The 7,883-nt window shown below is 67.7% G+C and carries 9 protein-coding genes; 3 read left to right on the top strand and 6 right to left on the bottom strand.

Features of this window, described 5'->3' with window-relative positions:
- Positions 1-505, bottom strand: a 505-nt coding sequence (locus tag ACFU5M_RS33505; RefSeq protein ID WP_379055466.1) for a carboxymuconolactone decarboxylase family protein, incomplete at its 3' end; no start/stop codon positions are given.
- A 308-nt stretch (positions 506-813) separates the two neighbouring features.
- Here ACFU5M_RS33505 and ACFU5M_RS33500 point away from each other — a divergent pair.
- The gene (locus tag ACFU5M_RS33500; RefSeq protein ID WP_379055464.1) at positions 814-1,416 is read left to right on the top strand and encodes a hypothetical protein; all 603 of its coding nucleotides are present in this window, start codon (positions 814-816) and stop codon (positions 1,414-1,416) included.
- Positions 1,417-1,481: 65 nt separating this feature from the next.
- On the opposite strand, the gene ACFU5M_RS33495 is transcribed toward ACFU5M_RS33500, so the two are convergent.
- The 5 genes from ACFU5M_RS33495 to ACFU5M_RS33475 form a co-directional block, all read right to left on the bottom strand.
- Positions 1,482-1,898, bottom strand: a complete 417-nt coding sequence (locus ACFU5M_RS33495) for a hypothetical protein (protein WP_379055462.1) — start codon at positions 1,896-1,898, stop codon at positions 1,482-1,484.
- A 134-nt stretch (positions 1,899-2,032) separates the two neighbouring features.
- On the bottom strand, positions 2,033-3,106 hold the full coding sequence (locus tag ACFU5M_RS33490) for a dihydrodipicolinate reductase (protein ID WP_379055460.1): 1,074 nt from the start codon (positions 3,104-3,106) through the stop codon (positions 2,033-2,035).
- Between the two features lie 37 nt (positions 3,107-3,143).
- On the bottom strand, positions 3,144-4,004 hold the full coding sequence (locus ACFU5M_RS33485; RefSeq protein WP_379055458.1) for an acyl-CoA thioesterase: 861 nt from the start codon (positions 4,002-4,004) through the stop codon (positions 3,144-3,146).
- Between the two features lie 69 nt (positions 4,005-4,073).
- Positions 4,074-4,691, bottom strand: coding sequence for a twin-arginine translocation pathway signal (locus ACFU5M_RS33480; protein WP_379055456.1), 618 nt, complete (start codon positions 4,689-4,691; stop codon positions 4,074-4,076).
- On the bottom strand, positions 4,688-5,617 hold the full coding sequence (locus ACFU5M_RS33475; RefSeq protein ID WP_379055454.1) for a hypothetical protein: 930 nt from the start codon (positions 5,615-5,617) through the stop codon (positions 4,688-4,690). The genes ACFU5M_RS33480 and ACFU5M_RS33475 overlap by 4 nt, the downstream gene beginning before the upstream one ends.
- Positions 5,618-6,075: 458 nt before the next feature.
- On the opposite strand from ACFU5M_RS33475, the gene ACFU5M_RS33470 reads away from it, so the two are divergent.
- Positions 6,076-7,593 (top strand): class I adenylate-forming enzyme family protein, encoded by a 1,518-nt coding sequence (locus ACFU5M_RS33470; protein WP_379055452.1) that lies wholly within the window; start codon positions 6,076-6,078, stop codon positions 7,591-7,593.
- A gap of 22 nt (positions 7,594-7,615) precedes the next feature.
- Positions 7,616-7,883 (top strand): hypothetical protein (locus ACFU5M_RS33465; RefSeq protein WP_379055450.1); only part of this gene is annotated, 268 nt, incomplete at its 3' end.

Raw genomic sequence — 7,883 nt, 5'->3', positions numbered from 1 at the left:
AGGTGTTGAAGGCCATGGCCAGCGTCGTATAGCCGCCGACCGTGAAGACGAGATCCATGCGTTGCCGCTCGTCGAGACGTTCGCCCAGGGCAGCCCAGGTCTCCTCGGACAACGCCGACTTCTCCGCGAGTTCATCCACGGCTCGCAACAGCAGGCGGTCGAGATCGTCGGCGGCGGACGCCGAGCCGCGGGCCGCGGCGATATCGCCTTCGGTGAGCCCGGCTTCAGCGCCCATCCGGGCGTGGTGATGCCACTCGTACTCGCAGCCGCGTTGGTGCGCTACCCGGAGGATGGCCAGTTCTCGCAGCCGTGGTTCCAGTGTCGACCCGAACAGCAGGTGGACGTTGAAGCCGAGGAAAGCTTTCGTCAGGGCGGGATGGCGAACCAAGGTCGCGAGTGCGTTTCCCGCCGCCCTAGGGTTGCGGCGCTCCGCGGGCAGCATGCGGGACAGTGCGGCGTTCACCGCGTCGTCCCACTGGTCCTCCGGAAGTGGGCTCAGTGTCATCGCCTGCTCCTGTCTGTTGAGAATATGACTCTCAGATTTGATTACTACATTTCCAAACGGGTCGACCGGAGTCAATGCGCATGATGTGCCGTCGATCGGCGACAGATGCTTCACTGGGCGTGGGGGTGCGTTCGGGAACTGCGGTTTTCGCCCGTTGTGGTGGTCTGAAGATTCACGAGTATTGATTCTCTCTCGATGAGAAGCTACCTTTCACTTTACGAGAGCGTGTTACCGTAGGTGTCGGTCGCTTCGCGGGGCATGGCCCCACGCGCGAGATCGGCTGATGGCCCAGTGCAGGGAGGGTGAGCATGGTTGCTCCAGACTTCGATTCCGTCGACCGGGGCTTCTCTGGAGCGCATTCGGTCACCGGGTGGCGCGCGCACGCGCGCAAACATCTGCTCCGATACCGGCTGGCGGTCGTCGCCGCGACCGCCGTCGACGTGGTGCGCCATGCCGGCGGCTGGCTGTGCGACCGGACGATGGCGGGTTGGGAAGTGACGGTGCTGCTCGCCGACTGCTCCGACGCGCGGGCATTGCAGATTCTCGGCGCCACCGTCCTGGATCTCGAGCGGTCACTGGCCACGCCGGTGCACGACACCTGGCCGCATGCGGTGGCGGTGGCGCCGGAGCTGTTCGCCGGTGATGCCCGGGTCCGGCAGGGCGTGCTGGACTGCTTGGACCATGGTCTGATCGAAGTCGCGCTGTGGGGCGAGGATCTGCCCGAGGAACTCGACCGCAGGCTCGGTGCGGTGCGTCACCCGCTGAGCGTCGCCGCGCAGGCGTTCAAGGGCTGCGCGCTGACGGCGGCCGGTGTGCCCGCCTCCGACGTCGGCGTGCCGGAAGTATTCCGGAGTGGGGAGCTGCTGCTGACCGGACTATGGGGCGGCACCGACCTCGTCACGGTGGGCTGAACACGAACGGCGCACTCCGGCAGCGAAATCCGCGCGGCCGGAGTGCGTGCCGGAGCGGCTCGCCGCTACGGCCGCGGAGCCGCGCCGATCGCACTCGTGGAGATCCGGGGGCTTCCCTGCCAGCCGCAAGGAAGCCCGCAACTGGGCCGGACCTCGGTCTCGACCCGTCCGTCGCGCAGTTCCCGCACCGTCGCCGACGCCTGGGCGGGGTATCCGCAGTCGGGACATTTCGCGAAGTAGTCGAGCACATCCCGGACCGTCACCCGCAGTGGAACGTCGGTGACAGGCGTGACCTTCCTCGGCCGGTCTTGTTTCCACAAGCGCGCGCGGTCGCGGGCTCGCGGCGCGCCCGCTCGGGTGGTCTCGGGGCGGTGCGTCGAAGCGGAAGTGGGCGAACTCGGCTCGGCGTGCTCGAAGGGCGCGGAAGTGTCCCGTGTGAAACTCGTTTCGCCGTGCGCGGTCGGCGAACTGCCTTCGTCCATACGCTTGAGAATAGCATTCTCCATTATCGAAAGTATGATTTCTCTCATGGGGATCTGACGCTGGAGGCAGAAGCGTGCGCACGGCTCGATGCGCGCACCACCGAAGAAGGCCGTTCGAGACCGTGGTTCGCGAATCAGCCGAGATTAGCGGTCAACGGAGGCAGATCGAGCGTGGTGCGGATTCCGGGCGGCGCGGCGCACAGGTAAGGAATGGCATTGACGGCGCGATTGGCTGCGTACCGCGGCGACATGGCGCTCATCCGGCTCGGGTCCACCGGATAGCGCAGATCCATCTCGATCGGAGTCTCGCCGTCGATCGCCACATGCCATCCGGTCGCACGCACCGGCCAGGCCGGTCGGAGTGCGGACGTGCAGTACCAGGTGGACCGCAACCGCAACAGGACGCGGCCGCCGCCCCGCCCGCAGATCGTGATGCGCTGTGCGGCCACCGTTCCCGCCGCCAGCGTCGTGAACTCCAGCGGCACGTCGTGCTCTGCGAGCGCGACATCGCCGACTACTTCGAACGCGTCGAGGGGCAAGCGGACGGCGTCGGCGACCAGCCGCAACGAAGGACCGAACGTGTGGGTGGCATGCGCCAGGCGCTGTTCGTCGAATGGTGCGGGCGCGGCACCGAAACCCATTGTCTCCACCAGCAACCGTGACGTGCCGGGGTGGGCGAGGTCGACGCTCTCCTCGATGGTCAGCCGGTCGATCTTGCGCTGAATCGAGCTGAGCGCGACCGGAAGGGTCTCGGTGACGAAGCCCGGCGCGATGCCCGTGCTCAGGATCGAGGCCCCGCCGAACCAGCATGCCGCTTCGATGCGCGCGCACACCTCCGGGTCCAGAGTGTCGGGATGCCGGAGATCGCCGTGCGTGGTGACCACGTTGATCCCGGCCACCAACAGGCGGCAGACATCGTCGACATCGAACAGGCGCGGCATGTACAGCACGCAGTCGGCGTCCAGTGTCAGGATCTCGTCGAAGTCGGTCGTCGCGGCGACCCCCGTGGTGCTGCCCGATCCGCACAGGACGCCCGCGTCTACGCCGGCCTTGGCCGGATCGTGCACCCGCACACCCGCGAGCGCGAGGTCGGGATGCTCCAGTACGGCGCGCAACGCGTGCCCGCCAACGCCGCCGGTCGCCCATTGGATGACCCGGTAGCGGCTGGGTGTGGCGTCGGGACCGTGTAGATAAGGATTCGGGTCCATGCGTCGTCCATTCCGTGCGTCGAGGAGAGGGTGGGGATCACGGCCGGAACCTCAGCAGGCCCTCCTGGGCGAACGACGCGACAAGCGTCCCGTCGCGGGTGAAGATGTCGCCTTTGCCGAAGCAACGGCCGTGTGCGACGAGTGGGCTGTGGTGGCGCAACAGCAACCACTCGTCGGTGCGGAACGCACGGTGGAACCAGATCGAATGGGTGATCGTCGCCGAGGTGAACTCGGTGCCGTTGCCGCTTTGGCCGAATCCTTCCAACGGGCGCAACGCGGTTCCGATGGGACTCAGGTCGGTCGCGTAGGCGGTCAAGGCGGCGTGCAGATCTTCGGGCACCTGCGGGGTTCGCATCCACAACTCGTAATCGGGCGGATGCGCCGCGATCGAGTCGAGGTCGGCGGTCGATCGGGTCTCCCACGGCAGGAGGTGCGTATCGGTGCGGTGTCGCGGTCCGGGTACAGCGGGGATGCCAGGAACGGTCTGGTGGTCCGGACCGTCTTCGCGGGCATGCATCGAGACGACCGCGGTCGCGACGATGTCCCGCTTCTGCCGGGCGGTGACGGTGAGCGCCGCGAACGAGCGGCCTTCGTGCTGGCGCTGCACGATGTAGTAGACGGGCGCGTCGCCCTTCCCCTCGTGGGCGAATACCACGTGCAGGGATTTGACCGCTTTCGCGGGGCAGGCGCACATGGCCGCGCGCACGATCTGCGCCAGCAGTTGTCCGCCGTACAGCCAACCGTGGTCCAGCCGCTGACTCGGACCTTCGTACACGGTCAGCGTCTCCCTGCGACGGCCGCCGGTCCCCGGCCGGGTGTCCGCAGCGACGGATGACGGCGATGTCGGCCGCTGGCGCAGGTCGAGGCAGGCGAGTAGCTCGCTCCAAGGGACATGCATACCTAAGTGTAGACTCATTCTCGAAAAGGAGAATAGAATTTCCCTAGTGAGGACCGACGTCGAACCGGGCTAGACCGGGTCGAACGCCGAGATCCGCCATACGCTGTCGGCCTTGCGCAACGTGACCCGGACGCTACTGGCGGCCAGAGCGGGGTCGGGTTTCTCCGCGCTCGTGGTGCTCTGGTTGATGAACGCCAGAACCACCGCCTCATCCGGGCGCAGTTCCGACACCGCCGCGCGCACGACGGTCGCGCTGGTCCGGACCGACTTCTGCTTGGCGGCAGGCGCCACGACCTGCTGGGTGAACTGGCTGTAGTACGCCAGGAAGTCGCCGGTCAGAAAGGACTTCGCGGAATCGAGATCCCGGTCGAGGGTGTCGGGCGCGTAGGACAGCAGTGCCACCGTGCCGCGTGAGGCGGCATCGAGTGCCGCCGCGGCCTCGTCCCCGGTTCGGCTGTCCGGCCGGTACTGCGAGAAGAACAAGCAGGTGGCGGTGGCGACCGAGGCCACGAGGAGCACGGCGAGCGCAACCGCGGTGTACTCGGTTCGCAGCATGTGGGACAACCGATGCCTCGAGTTCGGCTTCGGGAGGCCGGCCTTCCCGGGGCGCTTCGTGTCCGCCGGCTCGTCCGCATCCTGCTTCGATTCGCTGTCGCGTTCGGCGACCGATGCGCTGTCGGTGGTCACGGCACGAACTCGACTTTCGACATCTTGAGCTGATCTCCCTCACGAGTCACGGTCACGCTCAGCCGCCAGGCGCGCGGTTCTTGGCGCGCCCCAGCGGAATTGGTGACCTGCGACGTCGCGGCGACGAGGACCACCGCGGAATCCTTCGTCATCGACTCGATCGCGGTGGCGTTCACCTTGCCCTCGGTGGCGACCTGCGACTGCTGGATCACGGTCGTGAAATCGGCGGCCCGCGCCTGGAAGTCGCCGCGGAAGGATCCGGTGGAATTGTCCAGGACCCGCTGCACGTCCGCTGTCGCCCGGTTGAAGTCCAAGGTCGTCAAGGCGACGACGCCTTGCCGCGCGGCAGCGGTGAATTCCGCCGCGCGCCGGTTGTTCTCGGCGACGTTGTGATGGTGCCGGATCGAGTATCCGCTGCCGGCCAGCGCCAGGGCGATCACGACGAGGGCGACGGCGACCATCGTGGAACGTCTGCGGAGGAGGCGACCGAGTGCGTCGCGGAGGCTCGCGCGCGGAAGGGATTCGGCCTTGGCCGGATGCGCGGTGTCGCCGCGGTCGTCGTCCGTCGACGTACTCGACTGCGTCGGATCGGCCGGGTGCGCGTTCGAACGCTCACCCGGCGTCTGCGCGTCGCGGGGTTCGTCTGTCGCCGCGGAATAACTTGAAAGTGCTTGTGCTTTCACGGGTTCCGTGGCATCGAGTCGCTGCGAGGCGGTGCGCGCTCGCCGGCGCGACTCGGCCGCGCGAACCCGGGCGCGGGCTGCCTCGGCGCGTGCCTCGGCTGCCTGTGCCTCCGCCTCCGCCGCCTCGGCGGCGAGCGTGAGTTCCTCGGCATCGGCCTCGTCGAGCGGGCTGCCGCTCGGGACCTGTGCATCGCCGTCCGATCCGGGTGGCGATTTCACGGTGTATCCGGTGCTCGAGCTCATCACCACCTCCGCGGTGTCCCAACGGATCGGCGAGCGAGGGCTGGTCGGCGCGCGATCCGATTGCGTCAACTCTGACGAGAATGACGTTATCACAAAGGAAGGCGATCCAGCTCGCTCCCCCTGCTCTACTTGCCAGTGAGATGGCATTCAGCTGCGAAAAGCATGTTCTCCGCAAAATTCGGCCCTGCATGGCGGCCCGGCGCCGTTCGTGCACCGCCGTGCGAAAGGGTTGCGGATCGTGCCTGGTGATCGCAACGCGTCGGGCCGCACAGTCGATCGGCGCCCGAGGTGTTGGGATGCGGGCTCGGATCAATCTTCCCGTATGGCGGCATCGTTGCTTGTCGCCGCGGCTGAGGGCTCGCATAGCGCTGCGTCCACACCGCTTGAATATGTTATTCTCCAAAATAGAGAATTCCAATATCGTAGCGCCTGGAGGGCGTTCGCGGAGAGGGTGCGGAATGAGCGTTTCGCTCTTGCTCGACATGGCTGCCTCGGGCCGCCCGGACCGGCTCGCAGTGGTGTGCGACGAGGTGCGCTGGACCGCGTCCGAGCTGAGCTCGCGGGTCCAGAGCGCGGCCGCGGTGATCGCGAACTCCGGCGCCCGGAGCGTGGCCTACGTCGGTACCGGCGGACACCTGCTGCCGCTGTTGATCTTCGCGTCGGCGGGTGCCGGAGTTCCCTTCACGTCGTTGAACTATCGGCTCGCCGCCGACTCCTTGGCCGAACTGATCACCCGGCTGGAGGATCCGCTGGTGGTCTGCGACGAGGAGTACCACGACATCGTGGCGGCCTCCGGCGGCAAGATCATGCGTTCGCCGGCTTTGGTCCAGGCGTCGGCCGCCGTCGATCCGATCGCCGACGCCGAATCGCCAGATCCGGATCAGGTGGCCGTCGTGCTGTTCACCTCCGGGACCACCTCGAAGCCCAAGGCGGTCGAGCTCTCGCACAACAACCTGGTCGGCTACGTCACCGGGACGGTCGAATTCGACTCGGCCGAACCGGCGGACGCCGCTCTGATCTGCGTGCCGCCGTACCACATCGCCGGTATCGGCGCGGCGCTGTCCAACCTGTACGCCGGGCGAACAATGGTGTACCTGCGCAACTTCGACGCCGCGCGGTGGATCGACCTGGTCGCCGGTGCGTCGGTCACCACCGCGACCGTGGTGCCGACCATGCTCGATCGCATCGTGACCGAGTTGGAGCGCTCCGGCAGGAGGTTGCCCACCCTGCGCACCCTCGCCTATGGCGGATCCAAAGTCGCGCTGCCGCTGGTTCGCAGAGCGCTCGACCTGCTGCCCGAGGTCGGTTTCGTCAACGCCTACGGCCTGACCGAAACCAGTTCCACGATCGCGGTGCTGGGACCGGAGGATCACCGGGCCGCGCACCGGTCCGGTGACCCGGCGGTCGCGCGACGGCTCGGCTCGGTCGGGCAGCCGGTGCCCGGCATCGAGGTGCAGATCCGGGACGACCACGGCCGGGTGCTACCCGTCGGTGCGACGGGGGAGTTGTTCGTCCGAGGGCCGCAGGTGTCCGGCCGGTACACCGGGATCGGCTCGGTGCTCGACGACGAGGGGTGGTTCCCGACCAAAGACGTGGCGATGCTCGACGCCGACGGTTACCTGTTCATCGGCGGCCGCTCCGACGACACGATCATCCGCGGCGGCGAGAACATCGCCCCGGCCGAGATCGAGGATGTGCTGGTGGAGCACCCCGCGGTGCGCGAGGTGGCAGTCATCGGCGTCGCGGACGCGCAGTGGGGCCAGATCATCGTGGCGGTGGTGGTGCCCGCCGACGGCGCAGCACCGGACCCGGGCGAACTGCGCGACTACGTCCGGGCCGGTCTGCGCGGCTCCCGCACGCCCGACCGGGTCGTCTTCCGGGATTCGCTGCCCGCGACCCCGACCGGGAAGGTCCTGCGCCGCGCACTCGTCGACGAGTACGGCCCGCGGCCCGCGGCTGATGTCGTCAATACGTAGTCACCGTCAGGAAAGGATGACAATGGTCAAGAACGGCACTCGCCTGCGCAGTCAGGTGTGCGACACCGAGGTGATCGTGGTGAAGGCTGCGGACAGTCTCGACGACCTGCGCGCCGGGGGCGTTCCGATGATCCCGCTCGGCGCGCAACGCGCTCAGGGCGCCGAGCCCGCCGCGGGCTACGCCGACGGCAATCTGATGGGTAAGCGCTACGTCGACGAGGCGGGCGCGGAGATTCTCGTGACTAAGCCCGGTACCGGCACGCTCAGCATCGGCACCACACCGTTGGCAC

The organism is Nocardia sp. NPDC057455, assembly GCF_042802775.1.
In the GTDB taxonomy this organism is placed as follows: Bacteria; Actinomycetota; Actinomycetes; order Mycobacteriales; family Mycobacteriaceae; genus Nocardia.
This window is presented reverse-complemented; position numbering and strand designations above follow the sequence as displayed.

What these genes read in the sequence shown, in the direction of transcription:
- ACFU5M_RS33485 (WP_379055458.1), bottom strand. Translation starts at nt 4,004, where the DNA reads ATGCATGTCCCTTGGAGCGAGCTACTCGCCTGCCTCGACCTGCGCCAG.
- ACFU5M_RS33500 (WP_379055464.1), top strand. Translation starts at nt 814, where the DNA reads ATGGTTGCTCCAGACTTCGATTCCGTCGACCGGGGCTTCTCTGGAGCG.
- ACFU5M_RS33495 (WP_379055462.1), bottom strand. Translation starts at nt 1,898, where the DNA reads ATGGACGAAGGCAGTTCGCCGACCGCGCACGGCGAAACGAGTTTCACA.
- ACFU5M_RS33490 (WP_379055460.1), bottom strand. Translation starts at nt 3,106, where the DNA reads ATGGACCCGAATCCTTATCTACACGGTCCCGACGCCACACCCAGCCGC.
- ACFU5M_RS33470 (WP_379055452.1), top strand. Translation starts at nt 6,076, where the DNA reads ATGAGCGTTTCGCTCTTGCTCGACATGGCTGCCTCGGGCCGCCCGGAC.
- ACFU5M_RS33475 (WP_379055454.1), bottom strand. Translation starts at nt 5,617, where the DNA reads ATGAGCTCGAGCACCGGATACACCGTGAAATCGCCACCCGGATCGGAC.